The organism is Erwinia magellanica (assembly GCF_039023495.1).
Lineage (GTDB): Bacteria > Pseudomonadota > Gammaproteobacteria > Enterobacterales > Enterobacteriaceae > Erwinia.
Map to the genome: position 1 here is coordinate 634403 of NZ_JBCHVC010000001.1, position 23868 is coordinate 658270.

General features: G+C 55.3%; 20 protein-coding genes and 1 tRNA gene. 17 read left to right on the forward strand and 4 right to left on the reverse strand.

Translation table 11 applies throughout. The features are described from left to right. Positions 1-73: 73 nt before the first annotated feature. The 3 genes from fabF (at position 74) to AAH450_RS02880 (ending at position 3303) form a co-directional block, all read left to right on the forward strand. Positions 74-1363, forward strand: coding sequence for a beta-ketoacyl-ACP synthase II (fabF, locus tag AAH450_RS02870; protein ID WP_342908822.1), 1290 nt, complete (start codon positions 74-76; stop codon positions 1361-1363). Between the two features lie 412 nt (positions 1364-1775). Continuing rightward, on the forward strand, positions 1776-2984 hold the full coding sequence (locus AAH450_RS02875) for an aldose 1-epimerase family protein (RefSeq protein ID WP_342908823.1): 1209 nt from the start codon (positions 1776-1778) through the stop codon (positions 2982-2984). 64 nt (positions 2985-3048) lie between these two features. Further along, positions 3049-3303 carry a DUF1028 domain-containing protein gene (locus AAH450_RS02880; protein ID WP_342908824.1) on the forward strand — a complete coding sequence of 85 codons (255 nt, stop codon included), beginning with the start codon at positions 3049-3051 and terminating at the stop codon, positions 3301-3303. Positions 3304-3494: 191 nt separating this feature from the next. Here the strand turns inward: AAH450_RS02880 and lsrK are convergent, their stop codons facing one another. Continuing rightward, a complete protein-coding gene (gene lsrK / locus AAH450_RS02885; protein ID WP_342908825.1) occupies positions 3495-5084 on the reverse strand; it encodes an autoinducer-2 kinase in 1590 nt (529 codons plus the stop codon). A 66-nt stretch (positions 5085-5150) separates the two neighbouring features. Beyond that, on the reverse strand, positions 5151-6125 hold the full coding sequence (gene lsrR / locus AAH450_RS02890; RefSeq protein WP_342908826.1) for a transcriptional regulator LsrR: 975 nt from the start codon (positions 6123-6125) through the stop codon (positions 5151-5153). Between the two features lie 233 nt (positions 6126-6358). Between lsrR and lsrA the strand changes: the two genes are divergently transcribed. The 6 genes from lsrA to lsrG are packed head-to-tail and all read left to right on the forward strand — an operon-like array spanning position 6359 to position 12230. Continuing rightward, positions 6359-7903 carry an autoinducer 2 ABC transporter ATP-binding protein LsrA gene (gene lsrA / locus AAH450_RS02895; RefSeq protein ID WP_342908827.1) on the forward strand — a complete coding sequence of 515 codons (1545 nt, stop codon included), beginning with the start codon at positions 6359-6361 and terminating at the stop codon, positions 7901-7903. Continuing rightward, a complete protein-coding gene (lsrC, locus tag AAH450_RS02900) occupies positions 7903-8967 on the forward strand; it encodes an autoinducer 2 ABC transporter permease LsrC (RefSeq protein ID WP_342908828.1) in 1065 nt (354 codons plus the stop codon). Before lsrA ends, lsrC begins: the two co-directional genes overlap by 1 nt. Then, positions 8967-9989, forward strand: coding sequence for an autoinducer 2 ABC transporter permease LsrD (gene lsrD / locus AAH450_RS02905; protein WP_463322695.1), 1023 nt, complete (start codon positions 8967-8969; stop codon positions 9987-9989). Before lsrC ends, lsrD begins: the two co-directional genes overlap by 1 nt. A gap of 13 nt (positions 9990-10002) precedes the next feature. Continuing rightward, entirely contained in the window at positions 10003-11019 is a 1017-nt protein-coding gene (lsrB, locus tag AAH450_RS02910; RefSeq protein ID WP_342909559.1) for an autoinducer 2 ABC transporter substrate-binding protein LsrB, read from the forward strand. A 29-nt stretch (positions 11020-11048) separates the two neighbouring features. Next, positions 11049-11924, forward strand: a complete 876-nt coding sequence (gene lsrF / locus AAH450_RS02915) for a 3-hydroxy-5-phosphonooxypentane-2,4-dione thiolase (RefSeq protein WP_342908830.1) — start codon at positions 11049-11051, stop codon at positions 11922-11924. A gap of 15 nt (positions 11925-11939) precedes the next feature. Continuing rightward, positions 11940-12230, forward strand: coding sequence for a (4S)-4-hydroxy-5-phosphonooxypentane-2,3-dione isomerase (lsrG, locus tag AAH450_RS02920; protein WP_342908831.1), 291 nt, complete (start codon positions 11940-11942; stop codon positions 12228-12230). Between the two features lie 115 nt (positions 12231-12345). Here the strand turns inward: lsrG and AAH450_RS02925 are convergent. Next, positions 12346-12421 (reverse strand) — tRNA-Asn (locus AAH450_RS02925). Between the two features lie 506 nt (positions 12422-12927). Between AAH450_RS02925 and AAH450_RS02930 the strand changes: the two genes are divergently transcribed. The 8 genes from AAH450_RS02930 to AAH450_RS02965 all read left to right on the forward strand — a co-directional run bounded on the left by AAH450_RS02930 (position 12928) and on the right by AAH450_RS02965 (position 22508). Continuing rightward, on the forward strand, positions 12928-13851 hold the full coding sequence (locus AAH450_RS02930) for a sugar ABC transporter substrate-binding protein (protein WP_342908832.1): 924 nt from the start codon (positions 12928-12930) through the stop codon (positions 13849-13851). Positions 13852-13873: 22 nt separating this feature from the next. Beyond that, positions 13874-15358: a sugar ABC transporter ATP-binding protein gene (locus AAH450_RS02935; protein ID WP_342908833.1), complete on the forward strand. Its 1485-nt coding sequence runs from the start codon at positions 13874-13876 to the stop codon at positions 15356-15358. A 17-nt stretch (positions 15359-15375) separates the two neighbouring features. Then, on the forward strand, positions 15376-16407 hold the full coding sequence (locus AAH450_RS02940; protein WP_342908834.1) for an ABC transporter permease: 1032 nt from the start codon (positions 15376-15378) through the stop codon (positions 16405-16407). Between the two features lie 335 nt (positions 16408-16742). Beyond that, a complete protein-coding gene (gene nac, locus AAH450_RS02945) occupies positions 16743-17660 on the forward strand; it encodes a nitrogen assimilation transcriptional regulator NAC (protein ID WP_342908835.1) in 918 nt (305 codons plus the stop codon). Between the two features lie 137 nt (positions 17661-17797). Then, positions 17798-18754 (forward strand): HTH-type transcriptional regulator Cbl, encoded by a 957-nt coding sequence (cbl, locus tag AAH450_RS02950; protein ID WP_342908836.1) that lies wholly within the window; start codon positions 17798-17800, stop codon positions 18752-18754. A 59-nt stretch (positions 18755-18813) separates the two neighbouring features. Beyond that, on the forward strand, positions 18814-19653 hold the full coding sequence (locus AAH450_RS02955) for a GNAT family N-acetyltransferase (protein ID WP_342908837.1): 840 nt from the start codon (positions 18814-18816) through the stop codon (positions 19651-19653). Between the two features lie 101 nt (positions 19654-19754). Then, complete coding sequence (locus tag AAH450_RS02960) at positions 19755-21548, forward strand: thiamine pyrophosphate-requiring protein (RefSeq protein ID WP_342908838.1); 1794 nt, start codon at positions 19755-19757, stop codon at positions 21546-21548. Between the two features lie 114 nt (positions 21549-21662). Then, positions 21663-22508 (forward strand): oxidoreductase, encoded by an 846-nt coding sequence (locus AAH450_RS02965; RefSeq protein WP_342908839.1) that lies wholly within the window; start codon positions 21663-21665, stop codon positions 22506-22508. A gap of 34 nt (positions 22509-22542) precedes the next feature. Here AAH450_RS02965 and AAH450_RS02970 read toward each other — a convergent pair whose 3' ends face one another. Next, positions 22543-23724 (reverse strand): aminotransferase class I/II-fold pyridoxal phosphate-dependent enzyme, encoded by a 1182-nt coding sequence (locus tag AAH450_RS02970; protein ID WP_342908840.1) that lies wholly within the window; start codon positions 23722-23724, stop codon positions 22543-22545. Between the last annotated feature and the right edge of the window lie 144 nt (positions 23725-23868).

Genomic DNA, 23868 nt, shown 5'->3' on the forward strand with positions numbered 1-23868 from the left:
CTAAAACGGATCTCATCCCGTACCAGGATTTTACTATCCTGTAGATAGCGAACTGAATAAAGAGGTTTTAACCATGGCTCCTGAACACCATAAACGAATAGTCGTTACCGGCTGCGGCACCCTGACTCCGCTGGGATGTGGTACAGAGAAGGTCTGGCGCAGGCTGCTACAAGGAGAATCTGGCATAAGATCTCTTCCTGCTGAAATCAGTGACGGAACAGGGGTTACCGTAGCGGGACAGGTTCCTGAGCTTTCCGAAGATCCCGAAGCAGGCTATGCGCCAGAGCAGTTTATACCGGCCAAAGAACGCAAGAAAATGGACCGTTTTATAGAGTTTGCTCTTATCGCGGCGCAGGAAGCGCTGACTCAGGCTGGGTGGCAGCCCGCTAATGAACGGGAGCGAGAACGTACGGCCACCATTATCGCCTCGGGAGTGGGAGGCTTTGGGGCAATTGCGGAAGCCGTTCGCACCACCGATACAAGAGGCCCGCGGAGACTGTCGCCTTTTACCGCGCCCTCATTTCTTGCCAATATGGCCGCCGGTCACGTCTCTATCCGTTATGGTTTCAGAGGGCCGATTGGCGCACCGATCACCGCCTGTGCAGCAGGAGTGCAGGCAATTGGCGACGCGGCCCGGCTGATCAAAAGTGGGGAAGCGGATATTGCCATTTGTGGTGGTACAGAAGCCGCAATTGATCGTGTCACCCTGGGGTGTTTTGCCGCTGCACGCGCGCTCTCCACCGGTTTTGCAGACAAACCTGCCGAAGCCTCAAGGCCTTTTGATCGCGATCGCGATGGGTTTGTTATGGCAGAGGGGGCGGGATTATTAGTGATTGAATCTCTTGAACATGCGCTGGCACGCGGCGCGACTCCGCTGGCTGAACTGGTGGGATATGGCACCAGTGCCGACGCATGGCATCTTACCGCCGGGCCGGAGGATGGCAGCGGCGCCCGCAGGGCTATCGAGCTGGCTATGACTCAGGCTGGGGTAAGTGCTGAAGATATACAGCACATTAATGCCCATGCCACCTCAACCCCGGTAGGAGACAGAGGGGAGCTGGCGGCGATCCGCGCTCTGTTTGGCACGCATTCAGGCGTGGCAATCAGTTCAACCAAGTCAGCGACCGGCCATCTGCTGGGGGCGGCGGGTGGCGTTGAAGCCATATTTACTGTGCTTGCCCTGCGTGATCAGGTTATCCCACCCACGCTGAATCTGCATAACCCGGACGAGGCAGCCCAGGGCCTTGATTTTGTGGCGTTAAAGGCACGTAATGCTGCCATAACCTATGCGTTATCCAACGGCTTCGGTTTTGGCGGCGTGAATGCCAGCGTTGTTTTTCGTCGATGGGATGCCTCCTCCTGAAGAGATCTCAACTACTTTCGTATTTTAAAACGACAGTAGCTGAGTAAGCGCCCGGCAGGTCGCCATCGTTTATTTTTATGCGGTAAAGAGATCAGATTTATAAGGCCTGAACGCTGACTCTTTGCCGCTTAAATCCGTTAATACATTTCCTTTCTTCAGTTCGATTCCCTGCAAACGTAAACCTTTCCCTGGCCAGCTCTGAGAAGCTGAAACGATAAAGCAAATAGTGCTCTGCACCTCATTTATTAAGTAACAGCCAGGTTTGCTTTCATTAAACTGTGATAATCACAGCATTTTCTCGGCGTATTAAGTGCAATTTCCCTTCAGTTGAAGCCCATCACATTTCTTTAACTTTCTTAGCCGTATATTTTCCGGGCAAAACAAAAATCGATTCAGCAAAAAGGGATAAGAGATGAAAACAAAACTGGTTCTGACGATGCTTGCGGTCATGATTTCAGGTCAGGCTGCGGCTAAAACCTGGGTGCTGACCAGTGCTGAAGCTGGCACAGAGAAAGGAAACTGGAAGATTTCAAGTAAGGAGCTGAACGTCAAAGATAAAACGTTCAGCATCGAGCAAAAAGTGTTGCATGGCGGTAAGCAGGAAGGCAGCAAAGTGATCGTCATCAGCAGCAAGGATGGGCTGACCATTACGCTGAGTCCAACCCGTGGCATGAATCTTCTCAGCGTAGAGGGGTTTGGTTCGCGAATGGGGTGGGATTCTCCTGTTAAAGAGGTGGTTAACCCGGCGTTTATCAATCTGGAAAGCCGTAACGGCGCAGGCTGGCTGGAAGGTTTCAATGAAATGATGGTGCGCTGTGGCTATGAGTGGACAGGTCATCCGGTTACTGCTGACGGCCAGATCTACACGCTGCATGGTAAAGCGGGGAACACGCCTGTCTCCCAGACAGAAGTCGAGGTATCAGATACGGCACCTTATGAAATTCGTATCCGTGGCCTGATAAAAGAGAGCACCTTCAAGAAAGCTGATTTGCAGACCATGACTGAACTGCGCTACGTGCCTGGTAGTAACAGTTTCAGCCTGCACGATCGCTTAACCAACCATGCAGATTATCCGCACGATTATCAGATAATCTATCACAGTAATTTCAGCACCCCGATTCTGGAAGAGGGCGCGCGCTTCCTGGCACCGATGGCCAGTATCAGCCCGTTTAATGATTATGCTAAAGCCGGGCTGAAAACATGGCAAACTTATGCCGGCCCGACCAAAGGGTATGATGAAATGGTCTTTAACATCAAACCGCTCTCCGATAAGAACGCTCAGACGCTGGCGGCAGTAGTCAACAAGAAGGGAGATAAGGGCGCCTCTATCCAGTTCGATACCCGTCAGCTGCCCGTGCTGACGTTATGGAAAAACACTGACACAATAAAACAGGGTTATGTGACCGGAATTGAACCCGGCACCAGCTATGCCTATCCGGTAACCGTTGAGCGGGCGCAAAAACGCGTGAAGCAGTTGCAGCCGGGAGCCAGCACCCAGTTTGATCTCACCTATACATTACTGCACAACAGCGAGCAGGTTGCAGCTACCGAGAAGAAGATCGCTGCTATTCAGGGCGATACCAAAATCGATGAAGACGCAGCACCAATAGCGAAAGAGTAAACGCTGGCGGAACAGTTATAAGCAAAAAGCCCGCTCAGGTTTCCCTGAGCGGGCTTTTCTATGTATGGCTCCTCCAGACCGAAACGGCAATTTGCCTTTCGTCGATCGCCTACTCAGCGCGATGATTGCCGGAGCGCCGGTCGGAGGAGATAAGCGTGGTCTGAAGTCGGCGGCGCTTAAAATCTGCCATCAGCGCCAGTATCTCAGCGTTGACTGTTCTGACTTATCTCTCGCCGCACTGGCGGAAATCCTCGAGCAAACCCGTAAGCCGTCCTGTGCAGATTTCTTTGCCGCTCTACCCAAAGGCAATCCGCGTTAACTGGCCATAAGATTCATTATGTTCGGGCAGCGCCATGATGGTTCTGTACTGGCCATGCAAACCGGCAAACGTTTTCTGACAAACATATCCTTTTATATTCAAACTTACGTCAGTACGAGCAGGCGCACAGCGGGCAAGTGTCCGTCGGTATGGTCCCCGGCAGTGCGGTGCCCAACATGGCCGCCCAGCTGCTACAACCCTGGTGCTTTCCACATCGACGTTGTTAACGCCCTGTCTACTAACCCCAGTTGGTCCAGGTAAACTGCCTGCCAGTTACTCTTCTGCAACAGATAAATTTCATGATTCACCGCGTCGGGTTGGTACTCCCGCTCCCAGCGCACTAAGGATTCTCCGGTTTCGGCGAGGGTGGAATAGACACCCGCCGCCACGCCAGCAGCAATCGCGCAGCCCAGGGCCGTGGCTTCTTTCACGACCGGCACTTTTACCGGAATTCCGGTCACGTCGCTGAGGATCTGGCACCACAACTTGCCTTTCGAGCCGCCACCGGCGAACACCAGCGACCTGGCGCGGATGCCGGAGAACTCGGCAATCAAGTCCAGGTTACAGGCCGAGACAATCGCGGCGTTTTCCTCCAGGGCGCGGAACAGGGTTTGCTTATTGCAGCGTTCAGGGTCGATCGACAAATTGATGAAAGAGGGCGCGGCGTGATACCAGGTTTTGAAATGCATCGCGTCGGAGAAAATCGGTGTGACGCCCCATGAACCGACTGGCACACGGGCGGCCATATCCTCCAACAGCGAGTAGGTATCGACCCCCAAACGCTGGGAGAGCAGCTTTTCTTCGGAGCAGAATGCGTCACGGAACCAGCGCATGGTCAGGCCGGTGAAGAAACTGATCGACTCGGCTTGCGCCATGCCGGGGATCACGTGCGGGTTAATGCGTATGTTCATTTCCGGATCGGTGACTGGCTCTGGCAGGTTAACCACTTGCTGCCAGAAAGTGCCGCCCAGCACGGCGGTCTGCCCGGCGCGCACCACGCCCAGCCCCAACGTGCCGAGCTGTACATCGCCGCCGCCCATGCCCACAGGCGTACCAGCCAGCAGACCGCTGGCTTCTGCTGCTTTGGCTGTGACTGAGCCAAGCCGGGTGCCGGTTTCGGCTACTGGAGAGAGCATATCGGCGCGCAGCCCGGCCATGTCGAGCAGATCCGGGCGCCAGTTGCGGGTGGCGAGGTCTAACATGCCGGTGGTGCCCGCGTTGGAAGGGTCAACCGCCAGCTCGCCACTCAGCATACAGGCCAGCCAGTCGCTAATCATGGTAACGGTGGCGGCCTGACGATAAATATCCGGGCGATGATGTGCCAGCCAGAGCAGGCGCGGCATGGCACTTAGTGCCAGCGTCTGGCCGGAGCATTCATACACTTCGCGCTCGAATTCAAAATCATGAATTTCCTTCAGCTCGGAAACTTCGCGGCTGGCACGTGCATCGACGTTGGCGCAGGCCCAAATGGGCTGACCGGTTTTATTATAAAGAACGATGCCTTCGCGCATTGAACAGGCAGCGACGGCGCGAATAGTGGAGGCGGGGATCTGTGCTTCATGCAGAGCCTGGCGGATGCACTGGCAGGCCAATTGCCAGTTCTTGCTCAAATCAAACTCCATCGAACCGGGCACGTCCGGCACTGGCAGGTGGATCCACTCGGCCTGTCCCGCGGCTATCTGCTCCCCTTCGAGATTGAAAATTACCGCGCGGATGCTGCCTGTGCCGGCATCCAGTGCCATCAAATAAGCATCCTGTTTTGACGCAGATGTTGTGCTCATAGTCGCCTCTCATACCGGTTTTTGCCCATACCCGTTACCTCCGCCACGCAGAACACACCTTGCGCGTCAGTCGAGTAGCGCCAGCATCGCCTGTGCCGTGTTCTCTTCGGTAACCAGTGCGTTAATTCTTTTACCTTTCAGCGCCGCGACAATCGCCTCGGCTTTTTCCACCCCAGCGGCGACGCCCAACACGGTGGGGATATTGGCTAATTCATCCGGCGAGACGGCAATCAGCTCGTCATGGATCGCCATATTCTCCGCCAGCTCGCCGTTGCGCTGCATGAAGTAGCCGAGAATGTCGCCGACCGCGCCTTTGCGGCCAAAAATCAGTTGTTCACCTTCGCTGATATAGCCCGAGCGCAGGATCGTTGCGTCGTGCTTCTGGTTCAGCGAGCCAATGCCGACGATGGCGATGTCCGCCGCGCAGGCCGCCAGCATCACGTCATGCACATTGCGCTCCTGGCGGAAAATCGCCGCGACACTGGCGGAGGAAGCCCGTAGTGGTGCGGGGATAATGCTTACGCCACAGGCCGCATCGAGCTGGCCGATGCCAGTCATATAAGGCCCCACGCCACCGGACAGCGTCACCATGCGAATCTGCTGCGAGCTGATAAACCCACTCAGGTGCTGCAAGGTGCTCATCGCCGTTTCGCCAAAACCCACCGCCAGCAGCTGACCGGGCTTGAGCAATCTCATCAGCATGTGCGCGGCACCCACGCCCAGACGGCTGCTTAAAATGCCTTCCGACAGGTGCGGTAACACGCGAATATGCTGCAAATCAAAGCGATTCAACAAGGTATTTTCCAGCGCCAGACACCCCTCAAAACGTGAGTTAATCTGCACGCGGATCACGCCGGACTGGCGGCCTTTTTCCAGTAAACGCGAGACTTTAAGGCGCGTCAGCCCCAGTCGGTCACCGATTTCATTTTGGGTCAGGCCGTCGTGGTAATAGAACCATGCGGTGCGTGCCAATAGCTCTTCTTCGCCCATGCCGTATTCCATCAGGATAGTCAGGTTGGACTGCGTTGCTTTGTCATTCATACTGAACACTTATCAAAGTTGAGATCAATTGTTCGTTAACAAAATAATGTTAACTGTGATGGATATGGCAAATCGTGAATGATTGCTGTTGGAATCATAACGCAGAGTCGGTGGATTGAACAAACTGTGATCGCTGCTCAAGTTTTATCCGCCGCTGAAGACTAGCCTTTGAACAATATTAAATAGCAAATACATTTGTTCATATAAAACTATTTTCACTCAGAGGCCATTTCATGCGCACAGACTCCCTTGACGCGTTATTACAGGTTTCCGGTGTCAGCAAAGGCTTTTCCGGCGTGGCGGTACTTAAAAATATCGACTTTACCCTGCACGGTGGTGAGATCCATGCGCTGCTGGGGGGCAACGGCGCGGGGAAATCAACTTTGATGAAAATCATCGCCGGGGTCGAGGTAGCAGACAGCGGAACGCTGTGGCTGAACGGCAAAGTGCAAACCGGCATGACGCCCGGCAAGGCCCATCAGGCGGGGATTTATCTGGTGCCACAGGAGCCAATGCTGTTCCCCAGCCTGACGGTAAAGGAGAACATTTTGTTCCGTTTGCCCGCCTGTCAGGCCAGTGCTGAAAAGCTGAAACAGTGCCTTGACCAGTTGGGCTGCTCCTTGCCCCTCGGCGCGCTGGCGGGGACACTGGAAGTCGCCGACCAACAGTTGGTCGAGATTCTGCGCGGGTTGATGCGCAATGCGCAGCTGCTGATCCTTGATGAACCTACGGCGTCGCTGACTCCTGCTGAATCCGCCCGGCTGTTTACGCAGGTTAAAAAGCTGACTGCGCAGGGCGTCGGCGTGGTGTTTATCTCCCACAAGCTACCTGAAATTCGCCAGATTGCCGATCGCGTCAGCGTGATGCGTGACGGCAAGATTGCCCTCAGCGGCGCGCTGAGCGAACTCGATAACGACCAGCTGATTCAGGCCATTACCCCGCAGGCGGCCGAAACGGCGCTGCCCACCGAACAGAAGCTATGGCTGGAGCTGTCCGGTTCGCGCCGCACTGGCGTGGCCGGTACGCCAGTGCTACAGGTGGAAAACCTGACCGGCGAAGGCTTTATCGATATTTCCCTGACGGTGAATGCCGGAGAAATCGTCGGGCTGGCCGGCGTGGTCGGGGCCGGCCGCACCGAGTTGGCGGAAACGCTGTATGGCCTGCGTGCCGCGCGGGCCGGGCAGGTGTGGCTGGCGGGGCACGATATCACTTCGCTCAAGACCCTGGCCCGGCTGGAACAGGGACTGGTGTACCTGCCCGAAGACCGGCAGGCCTCCGGTTTATATCTTGACGCGTCGCTGTCATGGAACGCCACCTCGCTGACATTTAACCGCACAGGCTGGTGGCTCAACCCCAAACGCGAAGCCGCCGTGCTCGAGCGCTACCACCGTGCGCTGGGCATCAAATATTCCCACGGCGAGCAGCACGCTCGCACGCTGTCCGGCGGCAATCAACAAAAGCTGCTGATTGCCAAATGCCTTGAAGCGGCCCCCGCGCTGCTGATTGTCGATGAGCCAACCCGTGGCGTGGACGTTTCCGCCCGCGCCGACATCTACCAACTGCTGCAAAGCGTGGTGAAACAGAATGTCGCCGTGCTGCTGATTTCTTCCGACCTGGACGAGATAGAAGTGCTGGCGGACCGGGTCTTTGTTATGCATCAGGGGGAGATGAGTGGCGAGCTGCGCGGCGACGACATTAACGTTAACGGCATCATGCATATCGCCTTCGGCAGTGCTCACCCACCCGCACTGGCCAACGCTTTAGAGGGAGAAGCCTGATGCTGAGACTGATTCAGAATAACCGGGAGCTTACCGCGCTACTGGCGATTGTCGCGCTGTTCGGCCTGCTCGGCGCGATGGACAGCCAGTCCTTTAGCTTCCAGACACTGGGGATGATTTTTGGCAGTGCGCAGATCCTGATGCTGCTGGCGATGGGCGCCACGCTGGTGATGCTGACCCGCAATATCGACGTGTCGGTGGGGTCGATAACCGGGCTGTGCGCCGTGTCGCTGGGCATCTTGCTCAATAGCGGCCTCGCCTTGCCGCTGGCCTGTCTGGCGACGTTGGCGGTGGGGATCGCGGCGGGCTTATTCAACGGCGTGCTGGTGGCGTGGCTGCGCATTCCGGCGATTGTCGCCACCCTCGGCACACTGGGTCTGTATCGCGGATTGATGCTGCTGCTGACGGGTGGCAAGTGGATTGAGGGGTTGCCTGCTAACTTGAAATCTCTCTCTACGCCGCTGTTACTGGGTATTTCGCCTCTTGGGCTACTGGTGATTGTTCTGTTGTTGGTGATGTTGTGGATGCTGTCGCGCACGGCTTTTGGCCGCAGCTTCTACGCCGTCGGGGACAATCTACAGGGCGCTCGCCAGCTCGGCGTGCCGGTGAACCGCATACGTATTTTGGCTTTTGGCATCAGTGGCGCGATGGCGGCGCTGGCCGGTATTGTCTTCGCTTCGCAGATTGGATTTGTCCCGAACCAAACCGGCAGCGGGCTGGAAATGAAAGCCATTGCCGCCTGCGTGCTGGGAGGGATCAGCCTGCTTGGCGGCACCGGCAGCATTGTTGGCGCGGTATTGGGGGCTTATTTCCTGACGCAAATTGACAGCGTGCTGGTGCTGCTGCGACTGCCCGCATGGTGGAACGACTTCATCGCGGGCATCGTGTTGCTGGCGGTACTGGTGTTTGACGGGCGTTTGCGTCAGGCACTCGACAAAAACCTGCGCCGCCAGAAGTACGTCCGTTTCCAGCCGAAAGCGGTGGAGGGAGCCAGAGCCAAAACCAACCCGTCGGAGCCGCGCGCTTCCCGACGCATGAACGCCAATAAAAGCGGGGTGCTGTGATGAACAATCTGAAGCGTTACGGCTGGGAAGGGGCATTGCTGGCCCTGCTGGTGGTCGAGATTTTACTGTTCGGCCTTGCCAACCCACGCATGCTGGATGTCAACACGCTGCTGTTCAGCACCAGCGACTTCATCACCATTGGCATCGTGGCGCTGCCGCTGACAATGGTGATTGTCAGCGGCAGCATCGATATTTCGTTCGGTTCAACCATCGGCCTGTGCGCCATCGCGCTCGGTGTGCTGTGTCAGGCGGGCGTGCCTCTGCCACTGGCGATCGGCCTGACGCTGGCGCTGGGGGGAGCCTGCGGCCTGCTTAATGCCGCACTGATCTTCTATACCGGCGTTAATCCGCTGGTTATCACCCTCGGCACGTTATATCTGTTCGGCGGCAGCGCGCTGCTGCTCTCGGGGCTGGCAGGCGCGACAGGTTTTGAAGGCATCGGCAACTTCCCGACGGTCTTTACCGACTTTGCTAACCAGGTAGTGCTGGGCCTGCCAATGCCGCTGCTGATTTTCCTCCTGGCGACGTTATTCTTCTGGGCCTTGATGCACCGCACGCGCACTGGCCGCAATGTGTTTCTGATTGGGCAAAACGCCCGCGTGGCGCGCTATGGCGCACTGCCAGTCAGCCGCACCTTGTTCGCGCTTTATGGCATGACCGGGCTGGCCTCGGCAGTGGCGGCAATAATCATGACATCCTACTTCGGCTCTGCGCGCTCAGACCTTGGCGTCTCCTTACTCATGCCCGCCATCACCGCAGTGGTGCTCGGCGGCGCGAATATTTACGGCGGTTCTGGTTCGGTGCTCGGCACGGCGCTGGCGACCTTGCTGATTGGTTATTTGCAACAAGGGCTACAGATGATCGGGATTTCCAGTCAGGTCTCCAGCGCACTTTCCGGCGCGCTGCTGATTCTGGTGGTGATTGGCCGTTCAGCCAGCCTCAACCGTGGCCTACTTCGCAGTGTTTTCCAGCGCTATTACCGGCGTTGGTCTGCGTCTTCTGCTTCTCTGACCTCGAAATAATGTGGAGTGAATGATGAAAATAACCGCGTGGAAGAACCTTTTCGCTGTCAGTGCATTAGCTTTCGTTTGTCTCAACGCACAGGCAGCAGATCGCATTGCTTTTATCCCGAAGCTGGTGGGAGTTGGCTACTTCACCAGTGGCGGCAATGGCGCAATGGCGGCGGGCAAAGAGCTGGGCGTCGATGTGACCTACGACGGCCCGACGGAGCCGAGCGTGTCGGGGCAGGTGCAGATGATCAACAACTTCGTCAATCAGGGTTATGGCGCCATCGTAGTGGCGGCAGTCTCCCCAGATGGCCTCTGCCCAGCCTTGAAACGCGCCATGCAGCGCGGGGTGAAAGTCCTGACCTGGGACTCGGACACCAGGCCCGAGTGCCGCTCGATTTACATCGATCAGGGCACGCCTCAGCAGCTCGGTTCCATGCTGGTGGATATGACTGCCAGCCAGGTCACTAAGGAGAAAGCCAAAGTGGCGTTTTTCTACTCCAGCCCGACGGTAACTGATCAGAACCAGTGGGTGAAAGAGGCGAAAGCCAGGATCGTCAAAGAGCATCCGGGTTGGGAAATCGTCACCACGCAGTATGGCTATAACGACGCCACCAAGTCGCTGCAAACCGCCGAAGGCATCATAAAGTCGTGGAATGATCTCGACGCCATCATCGCGCCAGACGCGAATGCCTTGCCAGCGGCAGCGCAGGCAGCGGAAAACCTCGGGCGCAAGGATATCGCCATCGTCGGCTTTAGCACACCAAACGTCATGCGTCCGTATGTCGAGCGCGGCACAGTGAAACAGTTCGGCCTATGGGACGTGGTCGCGCAGGGCAAGATTTCGGTTTATGTCGCTGAACAGCTGCTGAAAAAGGGCGAGCTGAACGTAGGCGACAAGCTGAATGTGCCAAAAATCGGCCAGGTTGAAGTCTCGCCGAACAGCGTGCAGGGCTACCAATACGAAGCCAAAGGCAGCGGCATTGTTCTACTGCCGGAGCGCGTGGTGTTCTCCAAAGAGAACATTGGCAAATACGATTTCTGACATTAACGTCCCTGTAAGGAGAGCTTGAGATGGCTGATTTAGACGACATCAAAGACGGGAAGGATTTTGGTATTGGTATGCCGCAAAGCAACCGCGCGTTCTTCCTCAAAGGAAGCGGGGCGCTGGACTGGGGGATGCAGTCACGGCTGGCACGAATTTTCAATCCGGTCTCCGGGCGCACCGTCATGCTGGCATTCGACCACGGCTATTTTCAGGGGCCAACCACCGGCCTTGAGCGAATCGATCTCAATATCGCGCCGCTGTTTGAACACACTGACGTGTTGATGTGTACGCGCGGCATTTTGCGCAGCGTGGTGCCCGCTGCTGTCAATAAACCCGTGGTGCTACGGGCCTCAGGGGGCAATTCGATTCTGACCGAGTTGTCGAATGAAACGGTTGCCGTAGCGATTGAAGACGCGCTACGCCTGAATGTATCAGCCATGGCCGCGCAGGTATATATCGGCAGCGAGCACGAGCATCAGTCGATCAAAAACATTATTCAACTGGTGGATCAAGGCACCCGCTACGGGATGCCAACCATGGCGGTGACCGGCGTCGGGAAAGATATGGTGCGCGATCAGCGTTACTTCTCATTGGCAACCCGTATTGCCGCCGAGATGGGGGCACAAATCATCAAAACTTACTATGTGGACAGCGGCTTCGAGCGCGTCGCCGCAGGCTGCCCGGTGCCGATTGTTATCGCCGGTGGCAAGAAACTGCCCGAACGCGAGGCGCTGGAGATGTGCTTCCAGGCAATCGATCAGGGGGCATCAGGCGTGGATATGGGGCGCAACATCTTCCAGTCCGAATCGCCGATTGCCATGCTGAAAGCGGTACAGGCCGTGGTGCATGACAATGCCAGCGTAGACCACGCCTACAAGCTGTTTCTCGACCAACAATGCTGAGCCGGAGGAGGAGTGATGGAAGTCACACTAGTAGAAATTAATGTCAAAGCCGATAAGGTTGATGAGTTCATGAAAGTGTTTCGCGACAACCACTTAGGTGCAATTAAAGAGCCGGGAAACCTGCGGTTTGATGTGCTGCAAGACGAGCAGGAGCCTACCAGATTCTATATCTATGAGGCTTATGCCGATAGTGACGCCGTCGCCGCGCACAAGAAAACGCCACATTATCTTAAGTGCGTCGAGGCGTTGGAGGAAATTATGACTGGCCCAAGGAAAAAGAGCAGTTTTAAAGGGATCTATCCCTGAAAACAGGCTTTTCTCCCGCCACTAAATGTGTTTGTGCCCGTAGGCTTGAGAGCTTTAGCATCCAATCTAAAGCAAAAAGCCCGCTCAGGTTTCCCTGAGCGGGCTTTTCTATGTATGGCTCCTCTGACTGGACTCGAACCAGTGACATACGGATTAACAGTCCGCCGTTCTACCGACTGAACTACAGAGGAATTGTTTCAACGGGGCGCATGTTATCGACAGCGCACTCTGATGTCAAAGCCCTTATGCAAAATTCCTGTGCGTTTGCTGGCAAAACCAGCGAATGGGCGATTTCACCTGCATTGTGCAACCTTCAATCTCTTGCGCCAGATCTCACTTTGATCGGAATCCTTTGCCGATGTTAGAGGTGTGTCAAATTTTTGTTATTTGTTGATTTTAAAACAGGCGTTTCGGTGCTTTCATATTGAAAATTTCAAATGACTTTATTTTGAAACAAATGAACTGCCTGGCGTGATGTCGCAGGCAGTGGCCAGTAACTGAAACGTGAGTTTGAAATTAACAAGCTGATTTAAAATGAAAAAACAAGAAGGAGCAACAACCCTGATCTGGTCTTACCTTTAACACTTTCTCCCCTGTAATTTAATTAAGCCGTCGGTGAAGTTGAGTGAATGTAAAAAATATTTTTCATTCGATGTCCAGCCAGCCTGCGCATACTAACGATAAAAAGGGCTTAGCCATGAACGTCAAAAAAACGATTTTAGCGTCGCTGTTAGTGTGTATGTTACCCGTTTCCGTCTTTGCCAAAGATTTGCAGGTCGGTGTCTCAATGGCGCTTTTTGATGACAACTTCCTGACTATTCTGCGTACCTCTATGCAGAAAGAGATGCAGAAAGAGAATGTGAAAGGGCAGATTGAAGACGCGAAAGGGGATGTTGCTCAACAACTCTCGCAGGTGCAAAACTTTATCGGCCAGGGCGTCGACGCCATTATCGTCAACCCTGTAGATACCAACGCAGTGAAGCCAATCATCGATCTGGCGACGAAAGCGTCCATCCCCCTCATCTTCGTCAACCGTCAGCCTGCCCAGCAACTCGGCGACAAAATGGCCTATGTCGGTTCCGATTCTGAACTGGCTGGTCGCCTGCAAATGGAAGCCCTGGCAAAAAATATGAACTACAAGGGCAACATCGCCATTCTCTTGGGCGATCTGGCTAACGAATCTACCCGTAAACGCACTGCGGGCGTAAAAGCTGTGATTGCAAAATATCCGGGGATGAAAGTCAGCAAGGAACAGACCGCAAAATTCATGCGTAACGATGCGGTAGATGTGGTGAGCAACTGGTTAACCGCCGGCGATGAGATCCAGGCTATTGCCGCCAATAACGACGAGATGGCTATCGGCGCACTCCAGGCTCTGGGCAAAAATGACGCTCACGTACTGGTTGCCGGTGTCGATGGCACGCCCGATGCGTTGCAGATGATCAAGAACGGAAAAATGGTTGCCACGGTATTCCAGGATGCAAAAGGTCAGGGTGAAGGGGCTGTTAAGACTGCCGTGAAGCTGGCTAACGGTGAGAAAGTGCAGAAGGTCGTCGATATCCCGTTCCAGCTGATCACCAAAGATAACTACACCAAATTTACCAGCATGAACCAAAAATAACCCCGCCGTACGGAGGTGAAGCATGGCCGCATATGCGCTTGAAGCCGAAGGCATCAGCAAGTTTTTTCCCGGCGTAAAGGCATTGAATAATGTCTCTTTGCGCGTGAAGACAGGAACAGTCCATGCGCTGATGGGCGAAAATGGCGCGGGCAAATCCACTTTAATGAAATGCCTCATCGGGATTTACCGTCCCGATGAGGGACAAATAAAAGTTAAAGGGGAGCCGGTGCAGTTCATGGATACCATGGACGCGCTGCGTGCCGGTATCTCAATGATCCATCAGGAGTTGAACTTAGTCCCCCATATGACCGTGGCGGAGAATATCTGGTTAGGCCGTGAGCCGATGAGGTTTGGTTTTGTCGACCACGGCAGGCTCAACAGAATGACCAAAGAGTTGCTGAACAAGCTGAATATCCGTCTCTCTCCTGACCGGATGGTGGGCGATTTGAGTATTGCTTCACAGCAGATGGTGGAGATTGCCAAAGCTGTCTCCTGGAATGCCGATGTGGTGATCATGGACGAACCGACCTCGGCGCTGACCGAAACGGAAGTTGCGCATCTGTTTGCCATCATCCGTGACCTGCGCGAGCAGGGCAAAGCGATCATCTATATCAGCCATAAGATGGATGAGATTTTTGCTATCACCGATGAAGTAAGCGTCTTCCGTGATGGTGCCTGGGTTGGCAGTGACACCACCGCCAGCTACTCGCGCCAGTCACTGATTACCCAGATGGTGGGGCGCGAACTGACTCAACTGTTCCCGAAATTTAACAACGATATCGGTGCCGACGTGCTGACGGTGCGTAACCTGCACCGCAAGGATGTTTTCCATGACATCAACTTCAGCGTGCGGCGTGGCGAGATCCTGGGCGTGGCGGGGCTGGTTGGCGCAGGGCGCAGTGAAGTGATGGAAAGCCTGTTCGGCATGACCAGCCTTGACGGCGGAGAGATCCTGATTGACGGTGTGCCGACCAAAATTGACTCGCCTTCAACGGCGATTGAAAAGGGTCTGGCATTCCTGACAGAAGATCGTAAAAAGTCGGGCCTGTTTCTGGTGCTGTCGGTGATGGAGAACATGAGCATCGTCAACATGCCGGAATACAGCAGTAAAGGGGGATTTGTCAGCCATGTGCAGATGGCGAAAGATTGCATGGAGCAGATCCGACGGCTGAACATCAAAACGCCGACCATGGATCAAATCATCAATAACCTGAGCGGTGGTAACCAGCAGAAGGTGCTGATTGCCCGCTGGCTGCTGGCGCAGCCTAAAGTCCTGATCCTCGATGAGCCAACACGCGGCATCGATGTGGGCGCCAAGGCGGAGATCTACCGCCTGATAAGCGAACTGGCGAATCGCGGCGTTGCCATCATCATGGTCTCTTCTGAACTGCCTGAAATTCTGGGTATGAGTGACCGGGTCATGGTTATGCACGGCGGTCGTATCACCGGCATCCTCAGTAAAGAAGAGGCTGACCAGGAAACCATCTTGTCGTTGGCGTCCGAGTAAGGACGTAAGGTAACCCTATGAGTGACGTAAAAATGACTACTCCACAACCCGCTCCGTCGGGATCCGTATTCAGTAACCTGAAAGGCAGAATACCTAAAGATACCGGCATTTTTATCGTGATGGTGGGGATAGCGCTGATCTTTGAGGCGTTTGGTTGGTATGTGCGCGATCAATCCTTCCTGATGAACCCAAACCGTCTGGTGCTGATCATTTTGCAGGTTGCCATTATCGGTATCATTGCGGTCGGCGTGACCCAGGTCATTATCACCACCGGTATTGACCTCTCGTCCGGGTCGATTATCGCTTTAGCTGCTGTTGTGGCGGCCAGTCTGGCGCAGACCTCAGACAGCCTGTCGCCAGTCTATCCTTCGCTGGTAAATATGCCTGCGGTGGTGCCCATCGTTGCCGGGATAGGGGTAGGGTTTCTCGCCGGTGTGATTAACGGGGTATTGATTACCCGAACCGGTATTCCCCCTTTTATAGCCACGCTGGGCATGATGGTGTCGGCTCGCGGTCTGGCACAGTACTACACGCAGGGAAATCCCATCAGCTTCCTGTCTGACGGCTTTACCTCCATCGGTCAGGGCGCGATGCCGGTTATTATCTTCCTGGTGGTGGCGGTTATCTTCCATATCGCTCTGAAGCATACCCGCTACGGTAAATATGTTTACGCTATCGGCGGCAACATGACCTCCGCGAAAGTCTCAGGGATCAAGGTTAATAAGTACCTGATTATCGTCTATACCATCGCAGGTGGTCTTTCCGGACTGGCAGGCGTGGTGCTGGCTGCCCGCGTCAGCAGCGGACAATCCAGTATGGGGATGTCTTACGAACTGGATGCCATTGCCGCAGCGGTTATCGGCGGCAGCAGTCTGATGGGGGGCGTAGGCCGCATCACCGGTACGCTGATCGGGGCGGTGATTCTGGGGCTGATTAAAAGCGGGTTTACCTTTGTTGGTGTGGATGCTTACGTGCAGGACATAATCAAAGGCATCATTATTGTGGCTGCCGTTTCTATTGATATGTACCGCAACCGCAATAAACGCTGAGCCGTTTTCCGCATCACATTCAGGGCCAGGCTTACCAGTCTGGCCCTTTTTGCCGCAGTGAAAACGATTACATGCACAGCAGAACAGCATATTTCGCACCATCACGGTGCAAAGCCCGAGGCTCATCCGACCTCACGTCCCTGAAAAATTGCCGCTACCTCTAAAGGAGTAATCAGATTCTCTTATTTTTCGGCCTGTTAGCCATAAGCTGATGCCCCGGTCAGCTCTTAAGAAAAATCTGGCACGTCCTTTGCAATTACCCCTCTGCACCAGAGTGAAAACTTATTTCTTATCGCCACTTAAAATGGCACGCGGGGATCCGTGACGGAGGCAACATGAACTTAAGACGACTCAAATATTTCGTTAAAATCGTCGATATCGGCAGTCTGACCCAGGCCGCAGAAGTCCTGCATATTGCGCAACCTGCGCTCAGCCAGCAGGTCGCTACGCTTGAGAATGAACTGGACCAGCAATTGTTGATCCGCACCAAGCGAGGCGTGACGCCTACAGAAGCTGGCAAGATCCTCTACGCTCATGCCCGTACCATTTTACGTCAGTGTGAGCAGGCGCAAACGGCCGTCATTAATGCCGGTCAGTCTTTAAATGGCCAGGTCTCAATTGGCCTTGCCCCCGGCACCGCAGCCTCTTCTCTGACCATGCCTTTACTGCAAACCGTGCGCGAGCAATTCCCTGATGTGTTGGTCTATCTGCATGAAAACAGCGGCGCCTCATTAAACGAAAAAGTGATGAATGGGCAGCTTGACATGGCGGTGTTATACGATCGTGCGCCTACGGCGGGCATTACCAGCATGCCGCTGATGAAAGAAGAACTTTATCTGGTTGGTGCCAGCGAATGTCCCGGACAGAATATTGATCTGGCCGATGTCGCTCTGATGAACCTCTTCCTGCCGCGAGATTACAGCGCGGTACGCAAACGTGTTGATGAAGCGTTTTCTCTGCGGCGTCTGAGCGCCCGCATTATTGGCGAAATCGAATCTATCGCTACGCTGACTGCCGCCGTCTCCAGCGGTATGGGTGTGACCGTGTTGCCTGAATCCGCCGCCCGTGCGCTGGTCAGTTCCACCAATGCCTGGATGGCGCGTATCAACAGCCCCACGCTGAATCTGCCGCTGTCGCTGAACGTGTCAGCCCGCCTGCCGCTCTCCCCATCGGCACAGGCCGTGAAAAATATTCTTCTCTCCCTGCTCAACAAGCCGGTAGTAGAAGATCGCGAACTGATGTTAGTGAGCTGATTCCCCTGTCGGGCGCGCAGCAGCGCGCCTCACTTCTTAGCACTAAAAAGCATATAAAACCTTTTTTTATTATTTGTTGATATCAGTTAGCCTCCTTAACATGAGCTAAACCAACAGATAACAGAAGGGGTGCCCGCGTGAATTTTCAGCAACTTAAAATCATCAGAGAAGCGGCACGCTGCGATTTCAATCTCACTGAAGTGGCCAATACACTCTTCACTTCGCAATCTGGCGTCAGCCGCCATATCCGCGATCTGGAAGATGAACTGGGCGTGGAGATTTTCATTCGCCGTGGGAAACGTCTGCTGGGTATGACAGAGCCAGGTAAAGCGCTGTTAACCATTGCTGAACGCATCCTGGATGAAGCGGGCAAAGTACGCCGGCTGGCGGATGTCTTTACAAATGAATCCAGCGGTGTGCTGACCATTGCCACCACTCATACGCAGGCCCGTTACAGCCTTCCACGAGTGATTAAAGCGTTTCGCGCGCTCTATCCAAACGTGCGCGTGGAGCTGAATCAGGGATCGCCGCAGGAGATCGTTGCGATGCTGGCCGCGGGCGAAGCGGATGTGGGCATAGCCAGCGAGCAGCTGGTAAATAACCCGGCGCTGGCAGCCTTCCCCTGGTTTAACTGGCACCATGCGCTGCTGGTTCCCAAAGGCCATGAGCTGGAGCAGCAGCAGCCGGTATCCCTTGCAGCCCTGAGCCGCTACCCTCTTATCACTTACCGGCAGGGGATCACGGGCCGTTCCCGCGTTGACCGTGCTTTCCAGGCCGCCAGCCTTAAACCAGATATTGTTTTAAGTGCACAGGATTCCGACGTGGTGAAAACCTATGTCGAACTGGGGCTGGGAGTGGGCGTGCTGGCCGATCAGGCCTGCCAGCTGGATCAGCATTCGTCGCTGACACGGCTGGAAGCCAAACATCTCTTTGAATCCAACACCGTCTGGCTGGGCCTCAAGCGCGGGCAGTTGCAGCGTAACTACGTCTGGCAGTTCCTGGAGCTTTGCAACGCCAACCTCTCCCTGGAAGAGATCAAGCGCCAGGCGCTTTCCGTCACCGCAGAGGAGCCGGTACTGGACTTTCAGATTTGAGTGGTCATGATATCGGGACTCACTGCCCATAAGGCGGAACAGCCATCAGGGAGAACGGCATGACCGTAAAGATTACCGCAATGCAGGAAAAGCATCTGGACCAGGCTTATCTTTTGACGCAGAAGCTGAAATGGCCCCATCGCCGTGAAGACTGGCAGCAGGCATGGCAGTTGGGCGAGGGGGTTGTTGCAGAGCAGAACGGCAAGGTTCTGGGCACCGTAATCTGCTGGCGCTGGGGGCAGGATTATGCCTCTACCGGGCTGGTTATTGTGGCCGATGAAGCGCAGGGCCAGGGGATCGGCACCCAGCTTATGCAGGCTGTACTGCATAAGCTACAGGGCGTTAACGTTCGTCTGCATGCCACGGAAATGGGCCAGGGTTTATATGAAAAGCTGGGCTTTGTGGCTACCGGGCAGGTCAGGCAGCATCAGACCCCTGAACTCGCCAAAATCGCGCCTGTTATGCCAGAACAAACGCAACGGCTGCGCCAGGCCAGCGCTGACGACTTAACGCGCATGGTGGCCCTGGATACAGAGGCACATGGGCAGTGCCGATCTGCACTCATTCATTATCTGTTACACCATGCGCAACGTAATTTGCTGCTGGAAGAGCAGGGAAGTGTTCAGGGATTCGCTTCTCTCCGCCGGTTTGGTCACGGCTTTCTTATCGGCCCTGTTATCTGCCGCGATCTGGCTGCGGCAAAAGTGCTGGTGAGCGCCTTGCTGATGGATCTGGAAGGGCAGTTTGTGCGGATGGATACGCCCGAACAGGCTCTGAGCGCCTGGCTGAACGCCTGTGGACTGCATGAAGTTGATGGGCCTGTTGCGATGATCCGTGGCGTTCCCTGGCAACCTTCCGGCATGCTGACATTTGGCTTAATGAGTCAGGCAATGGCCTGAAAACAGGGCTGGTTCCTTTTCTGCTCCGGCGCCTCATTTCGCTCACTCCCCCATTTGTCATCTATCCTTATTAGCCTGAACCAGAAAACTGGAGGCTAATAATGAGCACCAAAACCAGCGATTTTTTTGTTGAACGCCTGAAAGCGTGGGGCGTGACCCGTATTTATGGCTATCCCGGAGACGGCATAAACGGCGTGCTTGGCGCGCTCCAGCGTGCGGAAAAGCGCGGTGAAGGCATCGAGTTTATCCAGGTTCGTCACGAAGAGATGGCCGCCTTTATGGCAGTGGGCCATGCCAAATTTACCGGCGAGCTGGGTGTTTGCCTCTCTACCGGCGGGCCTGGCGCAACGCACCTGCTGACCGGGCTGTATGATGCAAAAATGGACCACGCGCCGGTGCTGGCCATTGCAGGCCAGGCGGAAACCACCGCGCGGGGGGCCAGCTATCAGCAGGAGATGAACCTGGATCGGGTATTTGCTGACGTAGCCAATTTTGTTCAGGAAACCGCCACGCCCGCGCAGCTGCGGCATCTGGTTGATCGTGGCGTGCGCATTGCTAAGGCGCAAAATGGCGTGGCGGTGCTTATTCTGCCAAAAGATGTTCAGGATGAACCCTGGGAATCTCCCGCTCATGCTCACGGCTTCACCCATTCTGCGGTGGGTTATCAACGTCCCAGAGTGGTGCCTTATGAAGCCGACCTGGCTCGCGCCGCTGAGGTGCTGAACGCCGGGAAGCGCGTGGCGATCCTGATTGGCTCTGGTGCCAGAGGCGCTGCCGTCGAGGTGGTACAGGCCGCCAATCTGCTGGGTGCAGGGGTGGCAAAAGCGCTGCTGGGCAAGGATGTGCTGCCGGACGATGCGCCTTTTGTTACCGGTTCTATCGGGCTGCTGGGCACCAGGCCCTCGGCCGAGATGATGAAATCCTGCGATACCCTGTTAATGATCGGTTCAGGCTTCCCGTGGACGGAGTTTCTGCCGGAAGAGGGCCAGGCCAGAGCGGTACAGATTGATATCGATCCCGCCATGCTGGGACTGCGTTACCCCTGCGAGGTGAATCTGCATGGTGATGCGGCAGAAACTCTCCGTGCGCTGCTTCCCCTGCTGACGCATAAAGAAGATCGTCAGTGGCAGGAGGAGATTGCCCGTCAGGTGCAGGAGTGGTGGACGGTGATGGAGGATCGAGCCATGGCTGCCGCTAAGCCGGTTAATCCACAACGGGTTGTCTGGGAAATGTCTCCGCTGCTGCCGGATAACGCCATCGTCACCTCCGATTCAGGCTCCTGCGCCAACTGGTTTGCCCGTGATTATCGCGTGAAGCAGGGGCAGAGGGCGACCCTCTCTGGCGGTCTGGCCTGTATGGGGGCGGCAGTACCTTATGCCATTGCGGCAAAATTTGCCGAGCCGGACAAACCTGTGGTGGCGCTGGTAGGCGACGGTGCCATGCAGATGAACAATATGGCTGAGCTGATCACTATTCAGAAATACTGGAAGCAGTGGGCAACCCCCCACCTTATCGTCTGCGTATTCAATAATCAGGATCTTAATCAGGTGACCTGGGAGCAGCGCGTAATGGAGGGCAACCCTCGTTATGAAGCGAGTCAGGATGTGCCGGATGTGCACTATGCGCAGTTTGCGGAGTCGCTGGGCCTGAAGGGCATCTATGTGGATGACCCTGAAAAGCTCCAGAGCGCGTGGGCTGAAGCGCTTGCCGCCGACCGACCGGTAGTGCTGGAGGTGAAAACCGACCCGGAAGTCGCGCCGCTCCCGCCGCATATTACCTTTAAACAGGCAAAAGCATTTATGGCCTCTATGGCGAAAGGCGATCGTGGCGCAGGCAAAGTCCTGGCCGATACCGCCAGCCAGCTGCTGAATGAAGTTCTGCCGGGTAAGCATTAAGGCAGCACGCACAAAAAAATTACCTTTGCGCCAGGCATCTGTGCCCTAAGCCCCGCCCGGTTAATTTAGCCGGGCGGGGCTGTTACTGCGCAAAGGCCTGACGAGGACAACGACATGACTACAGAAAAAAAACCGGTCTGGTTTATTACCGGCTGCTCAACGGGCTTTGGCCGCGAACTGGCAAATGAACTGATAAAGAAAAAATATAACGTGGTGGTAACCGCCCGCGATCTTGCCAAAGTGGAGGATTTGGTTTCAGGTGCGGAAGAGCACGCACTGGCGCTGGCGGTTGACGTTACCGACAACGGCACGATCAAAGAGGGGGTTGAGGCGGCGCTGGCGAAATTCGGCACTATTGATGTGTTGGTCAATAATGCCGGATATGGTTATCAGTCCTCCGTGGAAGAGGGTGAAGATGCGGAGATCCGTGCCCAGTTTGATGCTAACGTTTTCGGTCTGTTTGCCATGACGCGGGCGGTACTGCCGACAATGCGTAAGGCCGGAAGCGGCCATATCATCAATATCACTTCGGTAGCCGGGATCATCGGCTTCCCTGGCTCGGGTTACTATTCAGCCAGCAAGCATGCGGTGGAAGGATGGTCAGACTCGCTGCTGGCTGAAGTTGGCCCGCTGGGCATTCAGGTGACCTGCGTGGAGCCGGGGCCGTTCCGCACCGACTGGGCTGGTCGTTCGCTGCATCAGACCCCAAGCCAGATCGATGACTATGCCGAAACCGCCGCCGCCCGCATGAAAGGGACAGCGGAAAACAGCGGTAAGCAGGCGGGGGATCCGGTACGGGCTGCCCAGGCGATGATCGTCATTGCAGAGGAGGCTGACGCCCCGCGTCATCTGGTTATGGGAGCCTGGGGCTATGATGCGGTTACCGCCAAAATCAAAGCCCGTCTGAGCCAGATAGAAGCGTGGAAAGAGACTACCGTAGGCACCGATTTTCCGAAATAGTCGTCAGGGGAGCGCCTCCGGGCACTCCCCTTGTTCACGCCGGAAACAATTTCAGTTTTGCAATACGCTCCAGAGCGGTCATTAACTCCTCACTCTTCACCGTCAGGCTGATGCGAATATACTGACTTCCGCCCCTGCCAAATCCTGAACCTGGTGCGACCAGCACATGCGCATCCTGTAGCAGTTTCGCGACAAATTCTTCCCCGTTATAGCCATGCGGCACAGGCAGCCAGAGAAAAAAAGTTCCCTGCTGTTTACGAACGGGCCAGCGCATTTCTGCCAGCTTTGTCAGCACCTGTTCCCGGCGCTGGTGGTAAATTGCGGAAAGCTCGCGAAGACGCGGGGCGGGCAGCGTCAGCGCTGTTACGGCGGCATCCTGTACAGCGCCATAGACTGTGCTGTAACTGTGGGTATGCAGCTTCTTAAAGGCGGCGATAACAGAGGCATTACCGACCGCAAAACCAAAGCGCCAGCCTGCCATCAGAAAGCTTTTAGAGAGCGTGTAAACCTCTACTCCCCACTCTTTTGCGCCGGGCTGAGCAAGCAGGCTGATGGGCTGTTCCTGTTGGCTGCTGCCTATCGTGGCGTAGGCAAAGTCATGCAGCAGCGGGATGTGATACTTCCTGGCAAATTGCAAAGCAGCCTGAAACAGCGCCGGGGTCGCAATGGCGCCTGTTGGATTATGCGGGTAATTGAGCAGCAGCAGACCGGCACGGCGGGCGATCTCTTCCGGAACCAGGCTGAAATCGGGCAGAAAATCCCTGCTTTCTTCCAGCGGGATACCGTAAAAATCGGCCTGTGCCTGAACAGCGGCGGAGCGGTAAATGGGGTAGCAGGGATCGGTAGAGATCACTACCTCGCCGGGGTTGAGCAGCGCACGCGGCATACCGCTGACAGCAATATGCGAACCCTGAAATACGGCAATTTCGCTGTCGGGGTCGAGTTCCACGCCATACTCACGCAGGTAAAAAGCGGCAATAGCCGCGCGGATTTGTGGTTTGCCCCAGAACGAAGGGTACTCGTGATTGGCCGGGTTTTCGGCGGCAGATTGCAACGTGGCGATAATTTCCGGGGGCGTTATCTGACGAGGGCTACCTGATGAAAGATCGATAAGCGGTAAAGAGGAACTCTCCACCTGGGCCGCCAGCTTTTCCAGTACGCTAAATAAATTCTCTTCCAGTTTCTGTACTAATTGCGATGCGGCAAAGTCAGGCATAGATCCCCCGAAATAAGGTAACGCTCAAACGCCAAGCATGGCATATCTCCCGTTGCGTTAACATTGAAATAAAGCCCGTTGATTAGCAGAAAAATAGCTATCGATTCCCGTTAAACGTTATTTCAGCCAGTAACTATCCTTAGT